This window comes from Pseudoalteromonas sp. Ld20 (genome assembly GCF_045064175.1).
Taxonomy (GTDB): domain Bacteria; phylum Pseudomonadota; class Gammaproteobacteria; order Enterobacterales; family Alteromonadaceae; genus Pseudoalteromonas; species Pseudoalteromonas neustonica.
On sequence record NZ_JBISHB010000036.1, the window covers coordinates 47,752 to 72,257 of the forward strand.

At 38.7% G+C, this 24,506-nt stretch carries 26 protein-coding genes, 2 tRNA genes and 1 pseudogene; 17 read left to right on the plus strand and 12 right to left on the minus strand.

Annotated features, from left to right (window positions below; translation table 11 throughout):
- Nucleotides 1-91: 91 nt before the first annotated feature.
- The 11 genes and pseudogenes from ACJJVX_RS12815 (at nucleotide 92) to ACJJVX_RS12865 (ending at nucleotide 8,582) form a co-directional block, all read left to right on the plus strand.
- The gene (locus ACJJVX_RS12815) at nucleotides 92-484 is read left to right on the plus strand and encodes a hypothetical protein (protein WP_054206274.1); all 393 of its coding nucleotides are present in this window, start codon (nucleotides 92-94) and stop codon (nucleotides 482-484) included.
- A 14-nt stretch (nucleotides 485-498) separates the two neighbouring features.
- Complete coding sequence (locus tag ACJJVX_RS12820) at nucleotides 499-1,461, plus strand: zinc-binding dehydrogenase (protein WP_054206275.1); 963 nt, start codon at nucleotides 499-501, stop codon at nucleotides 1,459-1,461.
- A gap of 63 nt (nucleotides 1,462-1,524) precedes the next feature.
- Nucleotides 1,525-1,779, plus strand: a complete 255-nt coding sequence (locus tag ACJJVX_RS12825) for a DUF2999 family protein (RefSeq protein WP_054206276.1) — start codon at nucleotides 1,525-1,527, stop codon at nucleotides 1,777-1,779.
- A 198-nt stretch (nucleotides 1,780-1,977) separates the two neighbouring features.
- Nucleotides 1,978-2,628 (plus strand): signal peptidase I, encoded by a 651-nt coding sequence (gene lepB / locus ACJJVX_RS12830; RefSeq protein WP_169328023.1) that lies wholly within the window; start codon nucleotides 1,978-1,980, stop codon nucleotides 2,626-2,628.
- A gap of 106 nt (nucleotides 2,629-2,734) precedes the next feature.
- Nucleotides 2,735-3,637 (plus strand): AraC family transcriptional regulator, encoded by a 903-nt coding sequence (locus ACJJVX_RS12835; protein ID WP_405631751.1) that lies wholly within the window; start codon nucleotides 2,735-2,737, stop codon nucleotides 3,635-3,637.
- An 89-nt stretch (nucleotides 3,638-3,726) separates the two neighbouring features.
- Nucleotides 3,727-4,017 carry a putative quinol monooxygenase gene (locus ACJJVX_RS12840; protein WP_170174198.1) on the plus strand — a complete coding sequence of 97 codons (291 nt, stop codon included), beginning with the start codon at nucleotides 3,727-3,729 and terminating at the stop codon, nucleotides 4,015-4,017.
- A gap of 112 nt (nucleotides 4,018-4,129) precedes the next feature.
- Complete coding sequence (locus tag ACJJVX_RS12845; RefSeq protein WP_054206280.1) at nucleotides 4,130-4,348, plus strand: DUF6500 family protein; 219 nt, start codon at nucleotides 4,130-4,132, stop codon at nucleotides 4,346-4,348.
- Between the two features lie 480 nt (nucleotides 4,349-4,828).
- On the plus strand, nucleotides 4,829-5,614 hold the full coding sequence (locus ACJJVX_RS12850) for a GIY-YIG nuclease family protein (RefSeq protein WP_405631754.1): 786 nt from the start codon (nucleotides 4,829-4,831) through the stop codon (nucleotides 5,612-5,614).
- 187 nt (nucleotides 5,615-5,801) lie between these two features.
- Nucleotides 5,802-6,641: a tyrosine-type recombinase/integrase gene (locus ACJJVX_RS12855; RefSeq protein ID WP_405631757.1), complete on the plus strand. Its 840-nt coding sequence runs from the start codon at nucleotides 5,802-5,804 to the stop codon at nucleotides 6,639-6,641.
- A gap of 1 nt (nucleotide 6,642) precedes the next feature.
- A pseudogene (locus ACJJVX_RS12860) lies at nucleotides 6,643-7,767 on the plus strand (IS91 family transposase).
- A gap of 347 nt (nucleotides 7,768-8,114) precedes the next feature.
- Nucleotides 8,115-8,582, plus strand: a complete 468-nt coding sequence (locus ACJJVX_RS12865) for a hypothetical protein (protein ID WP_405631760.1) — start codon at nucleotides 8,115-8,117, stop codon at nucleotides 8,580-8,582.
- 418 nt (nucleotides 8,583-9,000) lie between these two features.
- On the opposite strand, the gene tnpB is transcribed toward ACJJVX_RS12865, so the two are convergent.
- The 6 genes from tnpB to ACJJVX_RS12895 all read right to left on the minus strand — a co-directional run bounded on the left by tnpB (nucleotide 9,001) and on the right by ACJJVX_RS12895 (nucleotide 12,831).
- Entirely contained in the window at nucleotides 9,001-9,366 is a 366-nt protein-coding gene (gene tnpB / locus ACJJVX_RS12870) for an IS66 family insertion sequence element accessory protein TnpB (protein ID WP_405631762.1), read from the minus strand.
- Nucleotides 9,363-9,662: an IS66 family insertion sequence element accessory protein TnpA gene (gene tnpA / locus ACJJVX_RS12875; protein WP_405631764.1), complete on the minus strand. Its 300-nt coding sequence runs from the start codon at nucleotides 9,660-9,662 to the stop codon at nucleotides 9,363-9,365. Before tnpA ends, tnpB begins: the two co-directional genes overlap by 4 nt.
- Nucleotides 9,663-9,923: 261 nt before the next feature.
- Nucleotides 9,924-10,000, minus strand: a tRNA-Val gene (locus ACJJVX_RS12880).
- A gap of 239 nt (nucleotides 10,001-10,239) precedes the next feature.
- Nucleotides 10,240-10,316: transfer RNA gene (locus tag ACJJVX_RS12885), tRNA-Val, on the minus strand.
- A gap of 111 nt (nucleotides 10,317-10,427) precedes the next feature.
- Complete coding sequence (locus tag ACJJVX_RS12890) at nucleotides 10,428-11,498, minus strand: DUF3080 family protein (protein ID WP_405631767.1); 1,071 nt, start codon at nucleotides 11,496-11,498, stop codon at nucleotides 10,428-10,430.
- The gene (locus ACJJVX_RS12895; RefSeq protein ID WP_405631769.1) at nucleotides 11,476-12,831 is read right to left on the minus strand and encodes an MATE family efflux transporter; all 1,356 of its coding nucleotides are present in this window, start codon (nucleotides 12,829-12,831) and stop codon (nucleotides 11,476-11,478) included. The genes ACJJVX_RS12890 and ACJJVX_RS12895 overlap by 23 nt, the downstream gene beginning before the upstream one ends.
- A 164-nt stretch (nucleotides 12,832-12,995) precedes the next feature.
- On the opposite strand from ACJJVX_RS12895, the gene ACJJVX_RS12900 reads away from it, so the two are divergent.
- Nucleotides 12,996-13,622, plus strand: a complete 627-nt coding sequence (locus ACJJVX_RS12900; protein WP_054203595.1) for a riboflavin synthase — start codon at nucleotides 12,996-12,998, stop codon at nucleotides 13,620-13,622.
- Here ACJJVX_RS12900 and ACJJVX_RS12905 read toward each other — a convergent pair.
- Nucleotides 13,619-13,822 carry a CPXCG motif-containing cysteine-rich protein gene (locus ACJJVX_RS12905; protein WP_054203596.1) on the minus strand — a complete coding sequence of 68 codons (204 nt, stop codon included), beginning with the start codon at nucleotides 13,820-13,822 and terminating at the stop codon, nucleotides 13,619-13,621. The genes ACJJVX_RS12900 and ACJJVX_RS12905 overlap by 4 nt on opposite strands.
- Nucleotides 13,823-14,009: 187 nt before the next feature.
- A complete protein-coding gene (locus ACJJVX_RS12910; protein ID WP_054453429.1) occupies nucleotides 14,010-14,870 on the minus strand; it encodes a fructosamine kinase family protein in 861 nt (286 codons plus the stop codon).
- Nucleotides 14,871-15,000: 130 nt separating this feature from the next.
- On the opposite strand from ACJJVX_RS12910, the gene ACJJVX_RS12915 reads away from it, so the two are divergent.
- The gene (locus ACJJVX_RS12915; RefSeq protein ID WP_054453431.1) at nucleotides 15,001-15,696 is read left to right on the plus strand and encodes a hypothetical protein; all 696 of its coding nucleotides are present in this window, start codon (nucleotides 15,001-15,003) and stop codon (nucleotides 15,694-15,696) included.
- 77 nt (nucleotides 15,697-15,773) lie between these two features.
- On the opposite strand, the gene ACJJVX_RS12920 is transcribed toward ACJJVX_RS12915, so the two are convergent.
- Entirely contained in the window at nucleotides 15,774-16,139 is a 366-nt protein-coding gene (locus ACJJVX_RS12920; protein WP_405631771.1) for a DUF3718 domain-containing protein, read from the minus strand.
- A gap of 355 nt (nucleotides 16,140-16,494) precedes the next feature.
- Between ACJJVX_RS12920 and ACJJVX_RS12925 the strand changes: the two genes are divergently transcribed.
- From ACJJVX_RS12925 to ACJJVX_RS12935, 3 genes are all read left to right on the plus strand, one after another.
- Nucleotides 16,495-17,280, plus strand: coding sequence for a hypothetical protein (locus ACJJVX_RS12925; protein ID WP_170173587.1), 786 nt, complete (start codon nucleotides 16,495-16,497; stop codon nucleotides 17,278-17,280).
- 118 nt (nucleotides 17,281-17,398) lie between these two features.
- Complete coding sequence (locus ACJJVX_RS12930; RefSeq protein ID WP_170173602.1) at nucleotides 17,399-18,781, plus strand: amidohydrolase; 1,383 nt, start codon at nucleotides 17,399-17,401, stop codon at nucleotides 18,779-18,781.
- Nucleotides 18,782-18,793: 12 nt separating this feature from the next.
- Nucleotides 18,794-20,035, plus strand: coding sequence for an amidohydrolase family protein (locus tag ACJJVX_RS12935; RefSeq protein ID WP_405631773.1), 1,242 nt, complete (start codon nucleotides 18,794-18,796; stop codon nucleotides 20,033-20,035).
- A 354-nt stretch (nucleotides 20,036-20,389) separates the two neighbouring features.
- Here the strand turns inward: ACJJVX_RS12935 and ACJJVX_RS12940 are convergent, their stop codons facing one another.
- Together ACJJVX_RS12940 and betT are read right to left on the minus strand one after the other, a co-directional pair.
- Complete coding sequence (locus ACJJVX_RS12940; protein WP_054203602.1) at nucleotides 20,390-20,806, minus strand: MgtC/SapB family protein; 417 nt, start codon at nucleotides 20,804-20,806, stop codon at nucleotides 20,390-20,392.
- Nucleotides 20,807-21,129: 323 nt separating this feature from the next.
- Nucleotides 21,130-23,112, minus strand: coding sequence for a choline BCCT transporter BetT (betT, locus tag ACJJVX_RS12945; protein WP_082355617.1), 1,983 nt, complete (start codon nucleotides 23,110-23,112; stop codon nucleotides 21,130-21,132).
- A gap of 163 nt (nucleotides 23,113-23,275) precedes the next feature.
- On the opposite strand from betT, the gene ACJJVX_RS12950 reads away from it, so the two are divergent.
- Nucleotides 23,276-23,665, plus strand: a complete 390-nt coding sequence (locus tag ACJJVX_RS12950; protein ID WP_054203604.1) for a hypothetical protein — start codon at nucleotides 23,276-23,278, stop codon at nucleotides 23,663-23,665.
- On the opposite strand, the gene fghA is transcribed toward ACJJVX_RS12950, so the two are convergent.
- A complete protein-coding gene (gene fghA / locus ACJJVX_RS12955) occupies nucleotides 23,619-24,461 on the minus strand; it encodes an S-formylglutathione hydrolase (RefSeq protein ID WP_405631777.1) in 843 nt (280 codons plus the stop codon). The genes ACJJVX_RS12950 and fghA overlap by 47 nt on opposite strands.
- Nucleotides 24,462-24,506: the final 45 nt, after the last annotated feature.

Consider the following 24,506-nt stretch of genomic DNA (forward strand, 5'->3'; position numbering starts at 1 on the left):
TTTGGGTATAGTAATACCACTATTAAAGTCTAATGAATGTTGGGTGCGAAAAAGGGTATATTATTCCTCAAAATAAAACCAAGGAAATAGTATGAAATCTTTATTGTTAGCAAGTTTATTAATTGCTTCGCCAATAGCAGTGGCTAATCCACTATTAGGCAGCTGGGAGTTTGTGCAAGGCAAATACGCCGTTGAAGATGGGTTTGTGAGTGCTAAAGCACCAGAGCTGACCTCAGTAAAACTGATTACTGCAACGCATTTTAACTATATTACCCAAAAAAATGGCAAGTTCCACTATGCTGGTGGCGGGCAATACACTTTAAAAAATGAACAGTTTGTTGAGACGTTCGCATATGGCAATATCCCCTCATTACTTGGTAAAACAATGGCCTTTGATTATAAAATTGAAGGGAACTTGTGGCATCATTCTTTAACTGAAAATGGTAAGTTAATTGAAGCCGAAGTATGGCGTAAAATCGATTAATAAAGGGAGCACCTATGCAATTTATTTCCCATCAACATGCGCAATTATCACTCAGCGAAACCGTTAAACCGCAATTAAAAGCGCACGAAGTATTGATTAAAGTGGCTGCGATAGGCGTTAATCGCGCCGATTGCATGCAGCGACAAGGTAAATACCCAGCTCCGCAAGGCGATAGCCCCATATTAGGATTAGAATGTGCCGGCACAGTCATTGAACTTGGCGCAGATGCTGATAATAGCTGGCTTAATAAAGCGGTATTTACGTTGTGCGCTGGTGGCGCTTATAGTGAATATGTAGCAGTAGATGCAGCGCAATTAATGGTTTTACCGAGTGGTTTAACAATGGCGCAGGGTGCAGCCATTAGCGAAGTGTATTTAACGGCATTTGGTGCGCTTTTCCAACTAGGTAATTTGCAGCAAGGGCACACTGTGCTTATTCATGCTGGGGCCAGCGGTGTAGGTGGCGCCTGCATTCAAATGGCTAAACGCACCGGTGCAATTGTGGTTATCACCGCAGGGAGCGATGAAAAATGTCAGCACGGCAAAGCGCTCGGCGCGGACCATGCCATAAACTATAAAACAGATGACTTTGTTGATTATATGCAACAGCATAATTTAACAGCAAATGTGATTGTTGATCCGGTATCAGGGCGTTATTTAAATAAAAATGCAGCCATTGCCGCATTAGATTGCCAAATTGTGATGTTGGCATTTTTAGACGGGCGCTTTGCAGAAGTGGATTTTGCACGCTTATTACAAAAACGCATTTCATTGCATGCTTCAACACTTCGCAACCGCAGCCAAACCTTTAAACGTCAGCTGCGCGATGCGTTTGTAGCAAGGTTTTATGACGATATAGCCAATCAAACGTTTGATTTTAATATTTATAAAACCCTACCATGGCAAGACGCAGCAAAAGCGCATACCATACTTGAGCGAAACGAAAATGCAGGAAAGGTTGTATTACTCGTTGAGTAGTTTAAAAATTAAAGTTTGCCCATATAACTTAGGGTAACTGAAAAAAGCAATCCAAGGCATACAATGAACCCAATTATAGCAACCCTAAAAGAGCACAACGTAAGTGACGAAAAAGTACATGAACTTTTTCAAGCATTTACACAAAACCCTATGATGGCAATGGCGCTAGTGCAACAACTTGGTATACCGCCTGAAAAACTACAGCAATTAATGGCAGTCGTAATGACCCAACCACATTTAATTAAAGAAGCGGCTGATTCACTTGGCATTGATCAAGGCCAAGTTGAACAAGCAAAAGCACAGTTTAAAAATCAATAATAAAAAGCAATAAAATCACGTTAAGCCCTAAGTAATGTATAAAAGTAAAGCGCGCCAAGCGCGCTTTACTTTTATTTATCGTCCTATATTTTATCCTCTTTTGTATTCATAGTTTGTTACATTGTTTATTACATGTTTTATGAACCTAAGGTTATTTGCCAAGTCTATTATATAACCCACTTTTATGGATAATCTAACATGAAAAGCCTATATAAAATTTGGCGAAATAATCGCTCACTTATCGTCTTCATTTCGTTAATGTGTGTATTTAGGAGCGCAGTAGCTGATTGGTATGAAGTACCTACAGGTTCGATGAAACCAACAATTGTTGAAGGTGATAGAATCCTCACAGATAAAATGGCCTACGACTTAAGAGTTCCTTTTACAAAAATATCGCTTGCGAGAATAGCTGAGCCAAGTGCGGGCGATATTATAGTATTTGATTCAGTGGCAGCTGATAATCGATTAATTAAACGCGTTATAGGTGTACCTGGCGACACGGTTGCATTAGTTAATAATGAGCTAATTATTAACGGTAAAAAACTCAGTTATGACACCTCAACAGACAACACAACAAACCAAATAAGAATCGAAAACTTAAATGGCATTAAACACCTTGTAAAAGTTGATAAGCAGCGCTCCACCATACAAAGCTTTGCGCCAATTACAATCGCAGAAGACATGTATTTAGCAATGGGCGATAACCGAGACAACAGTGCAGATTCAAGAATGATAGGCTTAGTGCCACGTAAAGAGTTACTCGGCAAAGCGCAGCGGGTGATAGTGTCATTAAATTACGATAATTACTATATACCGCGTAAAGAACGAATATTAAAAGTGTTAGAGTAAAAAATTAATACTCAACTACACGTATTTACCATGCTCGGCCGGCGAATAAAATACAGTGCAGGATGTTAACAAAAGAACACTGATTGCACGTTTTTATAGGTGATAAATGAACAGCGTATTTGATCACAGTAAAAAAAATATATTAGTACTACCCCAGTCACTTTATACAATGACGGATGTTGTGCCGCTGCTACACACCGCAAATACAGGGATTTTTTATAAAAGCCTTCGCCATGATTTAGTAGATGTTGAATTTTATACGAATACACCGTGTTTGGTGTACATTGAAAGTGGGCAAGAAACCATTACAACATCTGAAAATAAAACACATGAGCTGCATGCTGGCAGTGCTGTATTTTTACCGCAAGGGCTTAACGTGCATTCAGATTATGTAAGAACAACCTCATCGTTAAAAGCGTACTTAACTTTTTTTGATGAGGATGTGATCAGCGAATTTTTAAGCACATACAAAGTAAATAAAAGTCAGCCGAGTACGACTGTCAGCGCTACGTCGTTGCTTAATATTCAATGCGATGATTTAGTGAAAACCTATTTTGATTCAATTCAAAAATTGCATAAACGAACCTGTAATACAGCGCCTTTGTTAAAAGTTAAGCTTTTAGAGTTACTGCATTTATTAGCAATTTACGACAAAGCTATTTATCAAACGCTCGTACAATCAAAGCACACAACTTACCCACCGAAGCGTAATATCACGCGGCTGCTAAATAACCCTAATACCCTTAAGTTAACAATTAAAGATTTAGCTAATTTATCCGGTAAAAGTGTATCAACATTTACACGAGACTTTAAATCTCTTTACAGTGTTACGCCTAACCAGTGGCTACAAGAGAAACGCTTGGTTCGAGCCTACCAACTTTTACAAGAAACAGAGTTAACCGTCACACATATAGCAGCAGATTTAGGTTACGAAAACGTCTCCCATTTCATTAAATTGTTTAAAAAGAAGTACAACATAACGCCAAAACAATTTAAACAAAGTAATTGATTTAAAAACGTTACTTTTGATGGTTTTTGAGCAGTTATATTTTTTAGCGGTGATTAAATACAACAACTCATTAATCACAGGAGAAAGGCATGAGTATAAGAGTAACGCTTAATTGTTGTGTAAAATCAGGGCAACTCGAATTATTACTGCCATTTTTAGAAAAACACTTACCCGCAGTAAGGGCATTTAACGGCTGTTTAGATGTAACGATTTATTTTGATAAACCAAACTCAGAAATGTTGATAGAAGAGCAGTGGCTTAGTGTTAAACACCACCGTGCCTATATTGAGCATATCGATAATAATGGAGTGCTTGCTGAACTTGCATCATTTTTAGCATCAGCGCCGAGTATAAAATATTTTGAAAAAGCAGCTGTTTAGTTTATTTAACTACTTTAAACTATAACTACATACTTGTTAGTCATATGCATTACAGTTGCTTAAAGTTAAAAAACGGTAATGCATTTTATTAAAGTAAGAGGCCCCGAATACAATGAATGCGCAACTTAGAGAAAAAATCATAACTGTATGTAATAAAAAAATCGCACAAAAAGGGCCCAATGTAGGGTTGTCATTTTATGCTTTTTTTGCAAATAAAAATGATGATCCGCAGTCGCTAATGGAAGCTGCAACGTGGTGGATACAAACCCATCAATTAGACCACTTTGTAAAAGCCCAAAAAATCAAAGAAATGATAGTAGAAGGCCTATAGCAATATCTGCTATTCATTTATTCTTATTAGCGGTGTTACTAAAAGCACGTTATGTCGCAGCAATTTTATGTAACGCTAAAGCTGAGCAGTTTTGAAAGTAACACTCTAAAGTAACACCTAAAGTCACGCTACTTTACGTCACTACAGTAAGCCTAACTTAAAACCACTTTTTCAAGCCAAAGGATTTTTACAGTATTTTAATCGTCAATGAAAGGTGATTTGAGAGTGTGAATCTCTAAAGTGAAATGCTGTATATGTAGACAGTGTTTTATTTTTGTCCAATATTACTGATCTCTACCATTTTGGTGTATTTCTGCATTTCTAAAATATGAGGTGAAGTTAACTAATTGTTTACATGTGTTTATTTGAGGGCTAAGATAAATGCATTGTAATATATGGACATTTGTCGGTTTATAAAACGACAAATGTCATAGACAAAATTGTTAGGCTTTTTAATAGGTACGGTTAAGGATTCAGGAAATGGAATTTGTTTATGTATTGAGGAATCCATCATATGAACCATATGTGGTTAAAATAGGAAGAACCAAAGCAACTCCTGTCATAAGAGCTAAACAAATCTATTGGGGAGCTACTGGAGTACCTGAACATTTTGAGGTGGCATATTTCTGTGGTGTCCCTGATTGTGTTAAAGCAGAGAAATATATACATCAAGTACTAGCATCATATAGAAAGAACAAGCGACGTGAGTTTTTTCATCTTCCGGTTCAAGTCGCCAAAAAAACTGTTTTATCAGTTTGCTTAAACCTTTTTGGTTCAGATAATATTTCTGTATTTATTGATGAAAAATCTGATTTAGAAACAACTATTGAAAATACTGAAGAAGAATATTCTAGCCATTCTGTGGTAATGGATATTTCTAATATTAGTCAATCACCTATTAACACAAGCATATTAACTGAAAAACAAAAGCAAAGAGTAATCACAATAAATGATGTTTTTTGTGAAGTGTTTCCGAATGAAGAATCAAAGGCTCTAGAAAACTTCTCTAGAGATCACAACCCAGATAGAGAAATAGAAATATGGGAGCATATGGCCAAAGCTTTTATGAAAGTTAGTACCCAACCATTTCTAACGAAAGACTTCCGAGAAGAGGCATTTAAGCTGTTATTGATGCGTTCTGCATCCCATACAAAGCACGTTTTAATAAATAGGACATCAATATATATTGATGACAAGCAGGCAAAATTGTTATTAAAGGCGTATGAGTTAAAACCAAAACCATTAAGAGTTGTGGCTGAAGATTAAACAAAGCCTAACAAGAAATTAAACAAGGACAAAAAACAGTTGGCTTTTGCTCCTTCGTCGCTATTTTAGCCAACAATTTTTTGCCTGTTAATTAGGCGTTGAACAAAGCCGCTACGCGGAGCTAGCAACCTTCAGCATAATTGCCACACTTGTCATTGGGACTTCCCCCATTTACCGGAGAAAACCAATGACCCCATTAAGACAACGCGTCATAGACGAGATCCGTTTAAGAGGCTACTCACCACGTACCGAAGAATCTTATATAAATGCACTCGCTCAGTTAGCTAATTACTACGATAAATCGCCTGACTTAATTAATAAGGAAGAGCTTGAGGCGTATTTTAGGTATGTAAACCTAACACAGCACTTGTCGCGTGCAACGATTGCAGTAAAACTCAATGCCGTTAATTTTTTATATAAATATGTACTACAGCGCTCATTCAGCATTGATATTGTATTGCCTAAAAAAGCACACAAAATACCGATACTGCTAACACGGGATGAGGTTCATCGCCTGTTTTTAAATACGGTATCTGCACAACAAAAAGTCATGCTTTGTATTTGTTATGGCTGTGGACTCAGAATAAGTGAATTACTGAATTTACGGGTTGTTGATATTGAATTTAGCCAAGACTGCCTATGGGTTAGAGCAGGAAAAGGGAATAAAGACCGTCGTGTCATATTACCTAAAAGCGCAGCAAGGCGATTAAACGCTTATATAGCAGGCTTTTCCCTTGGCAGTATACTGTTTTGCACTAATTGGGATAAAGAAAAAGCGATAGATGCAAAAACGTTTAGTCGTGGATTAAAACGTGCGGTAGCGCGGGCTGAGATTGCAAAAAATGTATCCGCGCATAGTTTGCGTCACGCTTATGCTACACATCAAATTGAAGCAGGTATGTCGCTTCACCAGTTACAAAAGCAGTTGGGACATACGAGTATTCGTACGACAGAGCGTTATTTACACTGGTTGCCAGAGATGGCACATAGTAGCCATGATTTTATAGCTGCGTGGGAGGAGGACTAAGATGGCAACGACGCATCATGTTGCAGATATCTTAGCGCAACATCTCAGTAACTATAAAAAAGTCCATGCATTAACCTATCAACAACAGCGAGTGTGTCAGCACATACAGGACTGTCGAACAGTTAAGTTAGGTACTCAGCAATGGCAGTGTGATCGCTGCGAGCATAATAAAACAGTGTACTGCGCATGTAGAGATAGACACTGTCCGCAGTGCCAAGGGCATGTTAGCGAGCAATGGAGTGAACAACAAAGTAAAGATGTTATCAATGCGCCTTATTTTCATCTGGTATTTACACTCCCTCATGAACTAAATGGATTAGCAAGGCAATATCCGCGTGAGATTTACAGCTGTTTATTTCATGCTGTATGGCAAACCCTCAGTCAGTTTGCGCAGCGTAAAAAACAGTTACAAGGCACGTTAGGAATGACTGCGGTGTTACATACATGGGGGCAAAGCCTTGCTCAACATATTCATTTGCACTGTTTAATTCCAGGTGGCGTATTAACATCGTCAGGTGAGTGGCGCGGTGTTTAAAAGCCGTATTTATTTGCAGTAAAAGCCTTAGCAACCGTGTTTAGAGCAAAAATGCTAGCAGCCATTAGGGCACATAAACTAACGATACCTCAAAGCGAATTGCTCATGAAAAAGTCATGGTGCGTTCACAGCAAGGTGAATTTGACCGAGCCGAAAACGGTGTTGAAATACCTTGGGCGCTACACACGTAAAGGCATGTTGCATGAAGGACGACTCAAACAGGTAACAAAAGAAAGTGTCACGTTTAGCTATAAAGACTACCGAGACAGCAAAATAAAGCGAATGACATTAACGGGCATAGAATTTATCAGGCGCTATTTACTGCATGTGCTCCCAAGTGGATTTATGCGAATACGACACTACGGTTTTTTAGCCAGTGCGTGTAGAGCCAAAAAGCGGGATATTATCAGCGCACAAATAGGTAAGTATGAGGCTGGAAATCAAGGAAAGTCAGAGACACCAGTGCCGGTTAGCGTTAATTGGCCGTGTCCATCATGTAAGCAAGGGCGGCTGATACTGAAAAGCCTCTGTATAAAGGATGCAAAAATAGACGGCCTAGCGACGGGAAGCATCATAATGAATAGTGGTTAATAGTAAGTCGAACCGTTAAAAATAACTTGTTAACTAAGTTGGTGTAACAGAGGATCAGCTTAGATTTGGTGCTGCCTAAAATAAGCAAAAAAGATAACAGCAGGCAAGAAACGATATAAAAAAGCGTAAAAATGAAATAAATAAACAGTAATTAACACGTCTAGTGGTAAATAGGTGTCCAATAAAACTGCAATCAACAACTTCCCTAAAAAAGAGAATTCCTATAGCATTAAGCATACCAATAAAAATGTTGAGTGAGGAGTATGCTTCGTTCAACAAGGTATTTATACGATACAAACAACGTAACGTATAAATACTAAGACGTTATATGTAAATTAGGTTCTGCAATGTATCGAAAAATAATAATTAGTCTTCTTCTATTGTCCTCTATTGTTGGTTGTTCCAACCGAGTTATACATATTGTTGATGATTCAGGTAAAGAAGTTGGTGAGTGTATGGCAGGATATTACTTACATTTTTATGGATTGGAAGATTCTATAGACTATATGCTTTATCAGTGCGCTAAGGATTTAATTGATAAGGGTTATAAAATTTCTGGTGTCTTACCCTTAGATAGAGATTACACACTACCTAAGTCTCCAGAAGGTACACCATGGAATAAAAAATTGGCGATGAGCCATTTTAAAAGTGGTCAAATAACTGAAAGAGAATTAGGGTATGTTCTAGCTGCAACCGAATATGAGTATCATCTCAAAATGCTTGATGCAGAAAAACGCTTTGCTGAGGGTGATATTGACGAAAGGGAATTTAATAAAATAACTCAAGAAGCAGAATTTATTTGGCGCGGTGAATAATACATATAACAAGTCACTTAAAAGGACAAAAAACAGTTGGTTTTTGCTCCTGCGTCGCTTATTTTAACCAACAATTTTTTGCCTCTTAGTGAGGCGTTGTGGCTGTAGAATTACTCTTTTTAGGAACTGATTCTACACATTTGACTTGATTGCTTTTTAACCTTGAATCCACTGGGTTACTGTGATCTAATAGATATTATTCACCCACGGTAAACCGTTATGGCCAACTACGAGCCTGACTTATCCTGCCAAAATAAATTCATTCCTATCAATTTTTCTGAGCAAATCCTGCCAGGCACATTTGAGTATGCGCTTTGTTATATTGTCGAAAATAAACTCGACTTGTCGGGCTTTGACGCGTGGTATAACAACGACAAAACAGGCGCGGCAGCGTATCCGCCCACGGTGATGTTAAAGATTATTTTACTCGGTTATGCGCATGGATTAATTGATACTGCAATTCTTCATGACCAAGCACATCATATCCCGACAACAACCAATCCAATTGCCCAGGACTGAGTTCAAATTCTTGCAAACTGACTTTACTTGGCCATTTGAACTTTTGTTTTTCTAAGCGCTTGTACCACAAAGCAAACCCCGTTTTATCCCAGTAAACCAGCTTGAGTTTATCTTTCGATTTATTGCAGAACAAAAATAATGCGCCAGTGTAAGCATCACGTTCAAGCTCGCTTTCAACGAGTGCGACCAGACCATCAATGGACTTTCGAAAATCCACGGCGTCACGATGCAAGTAAATACGCGCGGGTTCAACAAACATTTTCATAAGGCAAGCTCACGCAACAATTGACTCAAATAAGCGACAGGCATTGTGGGTGGGAAGCTAATTTTCACGCTGCCGATAGTAACCATAATCAGCTGTTGCTGTTCGGTGGGGGCGACGTGTTTAGTGACTTTTGCTTGAACAAAACGACTGGATTCAGTATTAAGCTTACTTCGTGCCGCATAAAAGCTTGTTTTTGATAAAGCATGTTGCTGGCAAAACTCAGTAATAGTTAAATCGCTGGCTTGTTGTTCTTCGATAATGTTACGCCACTGCTCAAGGCTACGTGTTTTTCTCATGGCTATCTCCTAATTGAAATTCAGAAATAGCTTAATCGGTTTGACGAATTACTGGCAGGTGCACTTTGCTAGACGCTTACGACTGAGTGGATTCGAACCACCGACTCTTGGACCGGTGCTCAATAGTAGGGAGTGCTTTTTCTTTTTAGAGTTTTAATATTTAGAATTGGTACGACCGAGTGGATTCGAACCACCGACACTTGGACCGGGTGTTCAAGAGTAGGGAGTGCTTTTTCTTTTTAGAGTTTTAATATTTAGAATTGGTACGACTGAGTGGATTCGAACCACCGACCCCTACCATGTCAAGGTAGTGCTCTAACCAACTGAGCTACAGTCGTACAATTTTTTGAATTGCTTTACGTAAATTTGGTACGACCGAGTGAATTCTAGCTACTGACCCTTGGACTGGGTGTTCAAGAGTAGGTAGTGCTTTTTCTTTCGATTGTACTTTTATTTTATATTCACATAAATTTGGTACGACCGAGTGAATTCGAGCTACTGACCCTTGGACCGGGTGATCAAGAGTAGGGAGTGCTTTTTCTTTCGATTGTACTTTTATTTTATATTCACATAAATTTGGTACGACCGAGTGGATTCGAACCACCGACCCCTACCATGTCAAGGTAGTGCTCTAACCAACTGAGCTACGGTCGTATCATAAATTTAAGTTGTGTTAATTGCTTAACAACGGTCGCTAATATATAGCGTGTGCTTTAGTGAATCAAGCGGGAAACGTGTTTTTTAGTTCGTTTGCCGTTTTTTTACTCATATTGGGCTGATTTCACACGTTTTATAAAAATTTTGCCACCAAAATACATGGCTTTTAGCTGAATCCTTAAATGCTATGAGTAAATTACTAGGCTGGCTTGGGCTTAACAGGGCTGCTATTTGCGGTTGCATGCTTGTAGAGTTTAGCCAAAGGGCTTGGTATAGCGGCATTAAACGCTCTAACGCTCCTGATAGTTGTGCTTGGTAAGGTTGTAATTGCGCTAAGTAATATTTTTTGAATATGTTACTCACGATCTGCGCTTGGCGTTTATTCTTCAGTGGATTACATAGCATGGTTAGATCAACGTTTGCCAAATAGTCACTGGTACTATTATTTAACTGTGTTTGCTGACGTACGGCGCTTATCAGGGCTTGATTAAAGTTATATTGGTGCAATTGTGACAAAAGTGGGTAGAGCGCTTGGGTATCTATCTGTGCATATTGCTGTTGCTTAATTTGCTGTTTCAACGTTGCTAACTGATTTAGTGCAGCTTCAGTCTCGGTAAGGCCAGCTAGGTTAGTATCTAATGTATAACTGGTGAGTTGCCATGTCCGTTTTAATTCTGGATCGTTATAAAGCAATTGATTGAACTGCACTACTAACTGCTGCTTTTTATTATTTAACTCTCCTTTGATTGCAAGATAACTTTTTGAGCTAGGTTCTAGTTTCTCTAAACAAGCGGGTGCGAGTTGAATAAATTGAATTTGATAGATTAATTGACTGGCAGGCGTTGCAAGTTTACCCAATTGACTATTACGTTCAGCAATGAGGGTATTTAGTTTGCAATGAGAAAGCTGTGCCAGTTGTAATAGACTTAATTGCTGGGTTGTTAGCGCTTCTTGCTCATAATGAATAGGCGTTAACACTATATTGTTGAGTTCGGGAGCCTGACTTAGCGGTTGTTCTAATGTATTGGCTAGGCGTTGTTGGTATTGTAGATAAACATCGCTGGGATTATCTGTGCAGGCACTGAGTAATAAGCAGCTTAACAATGTAAATAAGTAACCAAACAGCCAAGTTTGGTTACTGTGCTGATTATCTGTTTTAAGCGTTTTTAAGTGGCTCATGTTTGAATCTATTCGCAACGGTTAGCATTAATAAAATGGCGGCAACACTTAAGCCTACAATAATACCAATCCAAAAACCATGTGGGCCCATAGCTGGCACAATTAAATCTGTGCGTGCTAAAACGTAACCTAGAGCAAAGCCAACTAACCAATACGAAATAAATGTAATGTATGAGATAGGGGTGGTGTGTTTTAGGCCTCGTAATATGCCATTGGCGGCTACTTGTAGCGCATCGGGTAGCTGGTATATACACGCTAAAACCATGATTGAGGTGGCTAATGCAATTACACGGGCATCATCTGTGTATAAGTGGCTAATGATATCGCGGCCAAAAAATGTAAGAGTAGCAAGGAGTATGGCAATCATCACGGCTAAAATGTAGCTTGTGGAGATTGCTTTTTTGAGCTGTTCATAATGATGTTGCCCATATAAATTACCAATGCGAATACTGATAGCGATAGATAAACTCAAGGGCATCATGAATAAGAGTGTTGTTACACTTGCTGCAATTTGATGCCCCGCCACGGCGACAGCGCCTAAATGAGCTATAAATAATGGAATACAGGCAAATAAAGTAACTTCAAAAAAAGTAGCCAGTGATATCGGAATTCCCACCTTTGTAATCGTCCACATGGTAGTGAGTTGTGGTTTTTGAAAGTTAGCAAGCAGTGTTTGAGCATCTACTTTTTTACTTAGTTGGCAGTAAATTACTTGTGTAATGGCCATGGCCGTAAACACGAGAGCCGTGGCTATCCCGCAACCAGCACCACCTAAAGCGGGCATGCCAAACTTGCCATGAATAAAAATATAATTGGCAGGTATGTTGATCGCAAGGCCAATAAGGCTGATATAAAAAGCGGGCTTAGTCATGCCCATTCCTTCGGTAATATTACGATAGACACTAAAAAATAAAAAACCGAATACTCCCCACTTAACAAAGTGAATATAGTCATTTGCCATGGTAGCAATAGCTGCACTTGTATCAAGTTTGAAGATAATAATATCGGCAAAATAAGCAATGGAGATACCCACTATGCTTAATACACCCGCAAGGTATAAACCTTGCTGAAAATAATGGCTAATACCGTTTTTATCATTGGCGCCACTAAACTGGGCAACAATACCTGTTAGAGCTAAAAGTATTCCCTGGAGCGCGAGCATGGCCGGATTCCAAATGCCGGTTGCAATTGATAATGCAGCAAGATCAGTTGGACTAACTTGTCCTGCCATGATGGTGTCAACCACTGACATTAAAACGAGCGTTACTTGTGCTAAAAATACTGGGATCGCAAGAGATATAAGGCGTTTAGCTTCCCAATTACAAAAAGTCATATTGCATGCAAAATAAGATAAAGTGGTCTACTAGTGTAATCGATCCGTAATGAATAAAAAATTATAAACGATGAGTCTACTTTCAATAAAGTAAAAAAATATTGGTTCAGGTACACTTAACACTGAAAATTACAATGGTCAGATTTGAAAAGGTGAATAGATTTATGTTTACAGGCATAGTGCAAACTCAAGCATTGGTAGTATCAAATAACCATGAACATGGTGTGTTACGATTAGTATTATCTATACCGGTACAGTTTATTGATAAACTGGAACTGGGGGCGAGTATTGCAATTAATGGCTGTTGTTTAACCGCCGTTAAATTTTATTCATTAGATAATAGCAGTCTTGCCCATGTTTATTTTGATGTGATTGACGAGACGCTGAACCTGACCAATTTAGGTAAGCTAAAAATTGGTAGTACAGTTAATTACGAACGCTCAATGACATTCGGTACTGAGTTAGGCGGTCACATAGTCTCTGGGCATATACATTGCACAGCTAATATAAGTAACATTATTCACTCGCAAGATAATTGTAAAATGTATCTAACTTTACCTAAAAAGTGGCAAAAATACGTACTTTACAAAGGGTTTGTTGCAATTAATGGTGCTAGCTTAACGGTGGGGGAAACCGATGAAGATGGGTTTTGGTTGCACCTTATCCCTGAAACGCTTTCAATCACAAACCTTGGCAATGCAAAAAGCGGTGACGTGATAAACATTGAAGTTGACCAACAAACGTTTACGATCATTAATACCGTTGAAAACTATTTAGCTAATCAGCATTAAAAAATCTGTTCGTCATCACTGTCAATATGTAGCTCTATTTTGTTAATTGCGTAATCAATATGCATATTAAAATGAATAGGGTTACAGCAGGCGGTGCAGTCTTCAAAGTAATCTTGATCGCCATCACTTGCGTCAAGTGTTATGTGAATATGGTGGCCACAATGTGGGCAGCTGATCCGTTGTGATAGATGATTTTTCATAAATGCCTCAACCTAGCAATGCTTACATAAGTTACCAGAGCCAAGTTGATTAAAGTTGCATGTTAATATTTGGCCTAGGGTGGTTTGGGTATAAAGCCTTTCATTACTTGGTATGTTTAATTAAAGAGTAACTTAAATATAGACTGTATTACTGGTTTATGACATCAACGAAAGCATATAATTGCATTTATTTCATTAATTGTTCTATTTGTTGTTTTGCTTCAGTGAGATAGTGGCCCGCAAATACATTCGCATGATTTAATATAGGGTAAAGTTGATAAATTTTCTTGCGTTGCTCATAGCCAGAAGCCAATGGGTAATGTTTGTTATAGGCGATGTAAAAAGCTTCAGGAAGGGGCGCGAACAGTTCACTCATCGCAATATCTACTTCTCGGTCACCATAATAGCAGCTGGCGTTAAATACACTGGGAATACTATGGATAAACCCTAGGTTTCCTCGCCAAAAGTCACCGTGCAATAGTGACGGACTTACGATGTGGCTGTGAAGCATACTTTTGATTAACCCTACAAAATAATTGTGGTCAACAAGCTCTATACCTTTTTCATGTAAAAGCTGTAGTTGCCAGCCAATACGTTCTTCAGCAAAAAATACATCCCACTTTTTATGCCAGCGATTAGGCTGAGCAGTTGCACCAATAAAATTGTCATGATCAAAACCAAACATGGCTTGCTGATGTTTTAAATGTAAATGAGCTAAGTGTTGTCCCATAATATGCCAGTTAGTGTGAGGCTGTTGATCAAGCGTCAGCCATTCTAAGGCAATAAAGGAGTATTCAATATTTGACCCAGTTGTAATACAGTCTGGTACCATGAACATACTTTCTTTGGTCAGCAAGTTTAAATTGTAAGCGTCATTCTCAAAGCGTTCTAAATTATTTCGATGGGCTACTTTAACAAGAAATGAGTGTGTGCCATCGCTTATTTTAAATAGCATATCGCTGCTAGTGCTTTGAAGTTGACGCTTGTTGGTGTGCTTAAAGTCAAAATGCATGGCTTGGCTGATTTGTTCGTTAACCGTATTCCACATGAGATTGCTCACCTTTTATACATATGTTTAAACTATGGCAAAAAGTAGTTAAATAAACAATCTCTTGAGAGTAAAATTCGTATTTAATAAATATACGTATATTGTTAAGTACTACTAAGAGGAAAAAATGATGAACAAAAGCCTTATCACTAATGTGATTGCGAGTGTTTTAGTGGTTATTGGTTATTTTTATGATCAAGCAATTGTGTTGTCTATAGGCTTGTTTGCTTTATCGGGGGCTGTAACTAATTTACTCGCTGTGCATATGTTGTTTGAAAAAGTCCCTTTTTTATATGGCTCAGGCGTTATTCAATTAAAATTTGCGGGCTTTAAGGTTGCGATAAAAAATCTTATTTTGACCGAGTTTTTTTCAGAGCAAAAGATAGCCCAATTGTTGGGTAATAAAAATATCAATGTTGATCTTCAACCTGTCATCAACGAGGTTGATTTAAACCCTGCGTTTGACAGCTTACTAGAAGTAATTGAGCAATCTCAGTTTGGCAGTATGTTAGCAATGTTTGGTGGCAGTGCTGCGGTAGAGCCTATGCGCGAAGCATTTATTGATAAAATGCGCGGTTCATTATTAAGTATGAGCGAAACTGATGATTTTAAAGCGTTGGTAAATAAAAAATTGACGCAATCAGGTATAGCGAGTGACTCGCTATATTCAACGGTCTCTGGCTTGGTCGATGATCGCTTAGATGAACTAACGCCAAAAATGGTTAAAGATATTATTCAAACCATGATCCGTGAACATTTAGGTTGGTTGGTCGTGTGGGGGGGAGTATTTGGTGGAATGTTTGGTTTAATTGCCGCTCTACTTTAATGTAATTTAAACGTATTAAACATATGCAAATTTTTAAGCAGGCCAACAACTCGCCTGCTTAAATAAAGTAACGCATATTATTTTGAACCTGCAACAACCATAATTGTTTGTTGATCTAGTTTAGCTAAATCTTGTATTGATGTATTTGTTTCAGCTTTTAAATTTAAGAGTTTTGCTGTTCTATTAAAGCCATAAGTACCTGCAAAATTTTCCATGCTCATGTTGTTACAGCTTAGTTTATCAGTGGCTACTTTTTTACTTACGCGTAACTCTCTCATCGCCATTGAGAGCTTTATTGGTTTATTTGACGCTACAGACATACAAATTTGTGTACCAGGGCTGTTATCCGCTGCAACAAATTGCGCAGCCTCTGTGTTAGTTGATGTAAGTGCTGCTGTGCCTAAAAGTAATGTAGTACATAATGTGGTTGTTAAAGTATTCATCATCATTCTCCAGTGTTTTTGATATAAGTTATCTTGTTGACGAGTTCATTATTGGCTAAATTCTTTAATAATGCTGTAAATGAAAATCGACAAAATGTAACACGGTATGTGGATGTGTGTATTAATATCTAAGCGCATGAAAATAAGATGTTTAATATGTGTTTTTTGACATATTTAACTAGAATTATTTTTTAACTTTTTTATTGATTTTGGTTGGTTTTCAATCTGTTTTCATTGGTTTTACACACCATTTACTTTAGAGTAAATGCACTTTATCGTGCTGTAATACTGACATATTTTAAAACCCTGTTATGATCGCCATGATTATAAAGATATCGGTCTATTAGGAGACACTGTGAGTAAAACATTGGCGAGTTATTACCAGCAAGCATATGCTTGTGAGCAGCATAATTTTAATCGTTGCTTTTATTGTGGCTGTGAAGCAACAGAGCGCGATCATTGCCCGCCATTGCATATGCTTCAAAGTATTATCGACTTAGGCGAAGAAGCTGACTTTATAAGTATTGCAGCGTGTTATGAGTGTCATGCAATATTACATAATGAACGTTTAATGACGATTGATGAGCGTTTTACTAAGCTAAAAAGTAAACTCGGCACTAAATACGCAAAGCCGTTGCGAGTGTATAACATGTGGCATGAAAATGAACTTGGCGATATGAGTGATGAATTTGCGCACAGTATTAAAGCCGGTATGAAGCTCGGTGCAGAAGCCGCAGAGCGTCTTGCGTTTGGCGGCTTCAGTTATGCCACAGAGGAAGCTAAAGTAACGGTACGTGAAAAAACCGCAGAGTTTGATGTTGAAGGACTCGTTTTTTACGATTTCAAAGAAGCTTTAAATTACTGCATAAGCAACTTAAAAGTACAAAAAAGTGATTTTTATAAAATTTTGGTCGAAGATTACCAAGGTGACTTTAATAAAGCGCTGAGTCAGTACCGTCATCGTCACGATAAAGTCACAGCAGCAAAAGATGGTAATTGCTTAATTAAAGATTTTTCTAAATTACATAAACAAAATTCAGACTTTGTCACGCGAACCGTAAAGCACTTTATAACTAAAGATCCAAGCTTAACGACAGAAGGTGCATTGGAGAAACTGTATATCAACTATATTAAGAAATAATATTATTTAAACATTTAGTTGCTTACATTCATCTTATATAAATGAGGCTCTAGCTTATTTTTTGGCTTTATTGCGTGTATTTATATAAAGTAATAAAAAAACAACAGAGATAAACATGATGCAAAAATTTGCTCCTTCATTGTTGGTTGTTGCTCTTGGTGTGGCGTTAGCCGGTTGCCAAGACAGCGGACCACAAGATGAAAAAGTTACAATTAATAAAAATCCTTATCCAAGTACATATCAAGCACTTAAATCAACAAGCACCTTAATTACTAATGCGACCGTATTAACTGGTACGGGTGAGCGTTTAGAAGAAGCTGATGTACTACTTATTGATGGGAAAGTACAACAAGTTGGTAAAGATTTAACAGTACAAGTTGATAATACAATTGATGCACAAGGCAAATGGGTTACACCAGGTCTTATTGATGTACATTCGCATTTAGGTGCGTACCCAAATCCATCGGTTGAATCACACCAAGATGGTAATGAAATGACCAGCCCAAATACAGCTGAGGTCTGGGTCGAACATTCTGTTTGGCCACAAGATCCAGGCTTTAATCGTGCGCGTGAAGGTGGTATTACGTCATTACAAATCCTGCCTGGTTCTGCCAACTTATTTGGCGGGCGTGGCGTTACTTTAAAAAATGTGCCAGCGCATACTATGCAAAGCATGAAGTTCCCAGATGCACCTTATGGTTTAAAAATGGCGTGTGGTGAAAACCCTAAACGCGTATATGGTCGCAAAGGTATTTTACCATCAACACGTATGGGAAATATGGCAGGCTACCGTACAGCCTGGATTGACGCTGCTGAATATAAGCGTGAGTGGGATAAATATGACAGTGATTACGCTGCGGGTAAAAACCCTGAAGTACCGCATCGTGATATTAAATTTGATACGTTACGTGGCGTGCTAGAAGGCGAAGTAATGATCCATAATCATTGTTACAAAGCCGAAGAAATGGCAATGATGATTGATCTTTCTAAAGAGTTTGGTTACCACGCAGGCACATTCCATCACGGTATTGAAGCATATAAAATTGCAGAAATGTTAGCTGATAATGGTTCGTGTGCAGCACTTTGGCCTGATTGGTGGGGCTTTAAAATGGAAGCTTACGACATGGTTCAAGAAAACGTTGCTATCGTTGATGCCGTGAAAAATTCATGTGCAGTAGTTCACTCAGATTCAGACACGACAATTCAGCGTTTAAACCAAGAAGCTGGCAAGGTGATGTTCCGCGCTAATGACAATGGTTTTAATATATCTGAAGAGCATGCGATTAAGTGGATCACTTCAAATGCCGCTAAATCATTAGGTATAGCTGATAAAACAGGCTCACTAGAAGCGGGTAAGCAAGGTGATGTGGTAATTTGGAATCAGAATCCTTTTAGTGTGTATGCAAAAGCTGAGCAAGTATTTGTAGATGGTGCAAAAGTATATGATCGCCATGACGATGCTTACCAAGCACAAAGCGATTTTATGTTAGGTCAAAAATAAGGAGTAACTAGAATGACAAAAATAACACATTCATTTGCGCTCTCGCTAGTTGCTGCTGGTTTATTAGCAAGTACTGGCGTTAACGCCGAGTCAGTGGCTATCATCAACGCAACTGTGCATACCTCAACAGAGCAAGGTATTTTACAAGGCGCGAGTATTATAATGGATGAGGGCAAAATTATTGCCATCAATCCAACAAAAGTTGAAGCAGATACCATCATTGATGCGAAAGGCCAAATTGTAACTGCCGGCTTTATCGGTAGCATGAACCAGCTAGGTTTAGTTGAAGTGGGCGCTGTGGCAGGCTCGCGTGATGCTGGTGATGATAAAGCAGGGATCGACTTTGACCCAAGCTTGGCTTTTAATCCACGCAGTAGCTTGATCCCTTACGCACGTAAAGGCGGTATAACACGTGATGTGATCACACCGCATGGTGGCGATAGCATCTTTGCAGGTTTAGCAAGCGTAGTTGATTTAAGTGGTGAATTTGATAGCGTCAGCCAAACACATGCAGCACTTGTGGTTAATCTAGGTGAGCAGCGTAAAGGCTCTCGTGCAATGTCGCTTAAAAACTTAATCGATAAGTTTGAAGCACATCAGCAAAAAACCAGCAAAAAAGATAAAAAAGACGACGCTAAACCAAGTACAGAAGATAAAGTGCTTACTAAAGTGTTAGCAGGTGAAATGCCATTACTTGTAAGTGCATCACGTGCGTCTGACATTCTTGAGCTGCTCAAAGTAAAACAGCAATTTAAACTTAACTTGGTGATCTCTGGCGCACAAGATGCTGTGGTAGTTAAAGCACAATTAGCTGAAGCAAACGTACCTGTTATTATCAGTGCAATGGATAACTTACCTGGCAGCTTTGATTCACTCCATGCGAATCTAAATAACGCAGGCGAGCTTGAAAAAGCGGGTGTTAAAGTTATTTTTGCTATCGCAGGTGATGGCAGCCACAATGTTTATCAGCTTCGTTTTGATGCAGGCAACGCAGTTTCTTACGGGATGAGCCAACAAGGCGCATTACATGCCATCACAGCGAATGTTGCTGATGTGTTTGGTATCAATGCTGGCCGTGTTGCAGTGGGTAAAGCCGCAGATTTAGTAATGTGGAATAACGACCCATTTGAACTAAGCAGCCACGTTACAAAAATGTTTATTAATGGCGAAGAGGTAACAACCGAGTCTCGCCAAGATAAGTTACGTGACCGTTATATGGCAGAGTCTGAGATGCCGCGCGCTTATACAAAATAATCTGCTTGTTCGTTTTATATAGAAAGGTCGCATTTGCGGCCTTTTTATTTTTTAGCCTAGAATTTAACTTGAAATAAGTTGCTCTATTTGTTGGTTAAACTTGTATTACGATGGATATTATCCGTCAGAAAAATCAGGCTTTCATAAAATGGCTATTCAATTACACTATTGACTGTATTTACTTTATAGGCGGTTCTTGCGTTTAACTAAACTTGTGAGCGTCTCTTTTTTCACAAAGAACACAACAATCAATAAATATTTATATTTTCCAAGCAAGTCTATACCAACTAAAAGATAAAATGCATTATTAAAATCTAAATAGATGGCAAATAATATCAACAAAAATAAACATTTTTACTTTAATCTTTTTACGTAACGCAGGGTTATAAAGTTGATAATAGCCATTAGTAAGGCAATTTCGTAACGACTAAATGCCACCGCTATACCAATTAACCCCATATTCCATATGCTTGCGGCGGTTGCTGTGCCATAAGTTGAATTTTTATTTTTTAAAATGGCTCCACCGCCAATAAAGCCAATCCCGGTGATTATACCTTCGAGAACTTTAGACTCAGCTTCGGTTGAAGTAAGCACAGACATACCAACTAAAGCGTAACCACAAGATGCGACAGCAACAAGTGGAAAAGTGCGCAGGCCTGCACCATGATTTGATCGCTCTCGGTCGAACGCCATAGGTAATGCCAGCATGTAGGCGATCCCTAAATGGATTAGGTTATCGATTATTTCATGCCATTGTAAGTTGAGTTCCATCTTTGATCCTGTCTAGCCTTAGCCCCTAATGAAGTAGGCAAAGAACGAACCAAATATAAAAACATTTATTATTAATTACTTACAATATTTTAATTATTTACTACGGATTTGAGCAAGGTAATATTTACAGACTAGCGAGGGGATATTACTTATTGGGTAGGACTGCTGTTGAGTATAAAATAAAATCAAAAACCTATAAATGTTACAGGAACAAGCAAGCTTACTCCTGTAACATTTATACCAATCTACATAAATATTTGAACAATTTAACGAATTAAATAGACCCCATATCTACGCTGATTGGTATAAAGCACTATTGGAAGTTAGCGAAGAGTATGTAAAAAGTGCATATGTTTATGATATTGGTCGATAATATCATTGATCACAGCTTCTTTAGACCAGCCCATAACATCGTAATCTTGACCGCCTTCACGTAAATGAACTTCTGCTCGATAGTAATTATTATCACTGTCGTCATCTTCATCTTCATCTTGTGTATAAGATGGTTTTTCATATGATCGGCGTTTAACTTCGTATAAAAAGTCAATTTCCTCGCCAAGCAATACTTTTAAACTAACATGCCCGCGTTCAAGTTGCTCTAAGTCAATTTCAACATCAAGACTATGTGTTTTAAGCTCTTTAGAGACATTTTCCATTGCCGGTAACGCAATTGATTTAACGAAACGGTTTACATTGGCTTTGTTAGGAAAATCAACAATATTATTTAGTCGCTCTTGCCAACTTGCACCTTCGCTGCCTGGTAAAGTGGGGGCTATAGGGGCTATGTTCATTTGTAAACTTTCACGTTTAGCAATGTCTACCCGTAATGCTTTTATCAAGCCATACGTCGCTATTAGCAGTACAACTGCAAAGGGCAGGGCACTGGCTATAGTCATGGTTTGAAGAGCACCTAAACCGCCAACCATGAGCAAGACTGCAGCAACAACACCTTCGCCACCAGCCCAATAAATACGCTGCCACATAGGTGTGTTGTCTTTACCATTTGAACATAACATGTCGACCACCATTGAGCCTGAGTCAGACGATGTAACAAAAAATACAATAACCATACAAGTGGCAATGAATGATAAAATTCCTGACATTGGGAAGTTTTCTAAAAATGCAAAAATAGAAATCGCAACATCTTTTGAAACCGCTTCACCTAAACTGGCAACGCCTTGATTCATGATCAAATCAATGGCTGAGTTTCCAAAGAATGTCATCCACATAAGGGTAAAGCCAGTTGGAATAAAGAGTACACCCATAACAAATTCACGGATTGTACGACCACGGGAAACTCGGGCTATAAACAAGCCAACAAACGGTGCCCAAGACATCCACCAACCCCAATATAAAATAGTCCAGCCGCCCATCCATTCAGTTTTTTCGTAGGCAAATAAGTTAAAAGTATGACTGACTATATCTGAAGCATAAGAGCCCACGTTCTGTACAAAAGCTTGTAACAAATAAACAGTAGGACCAAGTATTAATACAAATAGCAACATGATGACCGCAAGGCCCATGTTTAGCTCTGACAAACGGCGAATACCTTTATCAAGGCCGGTTGTGACAGAGACAATTGCCAAACCGGTGACTGCGGCAATAAGAATGACTTGGGTAACAATGCCTACAGGGACATCAAATAAGTAATTGAGTCCGGAGTTTACCTGTAATACGCCATAGCCTAAGGATGTTGCAACACCAAACACGGTACCTATAACGGCAAAAATATCAACCGCATGGCCGATCGGACCATATATTTTATCGCCAATAAGGGGGTATAGCGCAGAGCGCAGAGTTAATGGCAGGCCATGTCGGTAGCTAAAAAAAGCTAATATTAATGCGACAATCGCATAAATTCCCCATGCATGTAATCCCCAATGGAAGAAGGTGATTTTCATCGCTTCACGTGCAGCTTCAACAGTCGCAGCATCACCTGTAGGTGGATTCATATAGTGCATCACAGGTTCGGCTACGCCAAAAAACATCAGGCCTATCCCCATACCCGCACTAAAGAGCATAGAAAACCAAGTCATGTGGTTGTAGTCAGGTGTTGAATGATCAGGGCCAAGTTTAATGTTACCGTAACGCGACAAGCCTAAAAAAACGACGGTGATCAAAATAATGGCAACGGTAAGTACATAGAACCAACTGGCATTTTGCACAATGACACTTTGTAAGCCGTTAAAAAAGACATCAGCACTTTGTGGGGCTAATGCAGTAAATAGCACGAGCATAATAATCAGCGCGGAGGCTGTGTAAAATACAGGTGGATTGAGTTTGGATTTTTCTTCTGTGGTGGACATTGATATTCCCCGGAATTATTGAGTGTACATAGAAATAAAATTTCGACGAAAGTATAGCATATTCAATTAATTAATTCCTCTTACAGTTTTTAACAGTGTTTTTACTTAATTCGTTTATAGTCATGTCAGATGGAGTTTAAATTTATAGAAGGTTGTTTGTATTATGTTAAGACTTATTTTTAGTGCCTTGGTATTATGCCAATTACTAACAGGCTGTACAGTGGCGGGTGTATTAATTGATGGTACCGCTTATTCTAAAGCTGATGAGAATTATGATGCTGATCTTGCGCAATCGGGGCCGCATACCGAACCCAAAACATTTATTGTTGATGGTGATGTAAACACCCTTTCTTTTTCTGAGTTAGGGTTTCAAATAGACAGTGCTGTAGTGGGGTTTATTAAAGATCAAATTAAACCGCAGACATCGAATGTTTGCAGGCGTATTTCTCGAACAATTAAAGAATGCCAAGACGTTACAATTGAAAAACCCCATGTGAATAAAAAAATCAGCTACGCAAATGACTATGATGAAATGATAAGTGTTCGTCAATAAAGCTGCTTATAAAATAGTAGCTATGATCATAGCCTGCCTGCATATGTAGTGTAAGCGGAAAGTTTATCTGTTTAGCAACGGCTGTTAGGTTTTCTGGCTTAAGTTGATCGATTAAAAAGCTATCGGCATCACCTTGATCAACACGCATGGGTAAAAAGTCATCGCTGCTCGTATTTTTCATAAGTTCACAGCTGTCGTAATTAGCCCACATTATTTGATCATCACCTAAATACAAGCTAAAAGCTTTATGTCCCCAAGGGCAATTAATTGGGTTTGTAATTGGGCTAAATGCTGACACACTGCTGTAACTTTTTGGATTACGTAGTGCAATGACCATTGCACCATGACCACCCATAGAATGACCACTAATGGCTTTTTTAGTCGTCACGGGGAAGTGCTGCTCAACAAGCGCTGGCAATTCATGAACAATATAATCGTACATGTTGTAGTGCGTGTTATAGGGAGCTTGTGTCGCATTTAGGTAAAAGCCTGCACCTTGGCCAAAATCATAGCTGTCTAGGTCGGGGACATTATCACCGCGAGGGCTAGTATCAGGTGCAACGATTGCTATGCCAAGCTCTGCCGCTTTTTTAAGTGCACCGGCTTTTTGCATAAAGTTTTCGTCAGTACACGTTAAGCCTGATAACCAATACAACACAGGCACTTTATTGGTTTGGCTGGCCCCTGGTGGCAAAAAAATGGCAAAACGCATTTGGCAATGAGTGCTGGTGGAAATATGGCTGTACTGTTTATGCCAGCCACCATTTACTTTTGTAGCGCTTAAATTATCTAACATAACTCTCTCTTTGTTAACGGCTACACCGCAGTGCGATGCAGCCAA